This is a genomic window from Streptomyces pseudogriseolus (assembly GCA_002154585.1).
Taxonomy (GTDB): domain Bacteria; phylum Actinomycetota; class Actinomycetes; order Streptomycetales; family Streptomycetaceae; genus Streptomyces; species Streptomyces pseudogriseolus.
The window spans coordinates 342-861 of record MUNG01000572.1 but is presented as its reverse complement, the minus strand read 5'-3'; the positions used below and the strand labels follow the sequence as shown (position 1 = coordinate 861).

The window sequence follows — 520 nt, the reverse complement described above, 5'->3', positions numbered from 1 at the left end:
CCCGTCTACTCCGTCGACGGGAGCCTCGCCGGCCGGGCCTGGCGGCGGCTCGGGCCGCGCGCGGACATCTGGGACCTGCGCCGCTACGTGCTGCGCCGCGGGGCGCTCGTCACGTTCGTGGTGTGCGGGTTCAGCATGCTGNNCGGCCCCGGCGAGGCGCCGCGCAACAACCTGCCCGGATCGCCGCTGCCGGAGGAGTCCGGCGAGCGGAAGGACAAGGGGAAGAAGGGGACGCCGTCCGCCTCCGACTCGCCCGAGGAGGCCGCCTCCCGCTCGGCGAGCCCGTCCGCCGGGGCCGGCGGCACCCCCGGCGCCACCCAGGGCGCGGGCGCCGCCACCGGGGCGCCCACCCAGACCCAGGGCAGCACCGGGCAGGCCCCGGCCCAGGAGTCCTCCCCGGAGGGTGAGGCGCCGAGCACCACCGCGGGCCCGACCTCGGGCGGCTCCGGCGGCAGCGGGGGCGGCACGCCCGGCGGCGACGACGGCGGCTCCTCGGACCGGCCCGGCCTGGTCGGCGGCC

The 520-nt window shown here is 80.7% G+C and carries 1 pseudogene; it reads left to right on the top strand.

Annotated elements, in window-relative coordinates:
• Positions 1 to 520 (top strand): annotated as a pseudogene (locus CCN29_RS32855) (hypothetical protein); the annotation flags it as partial.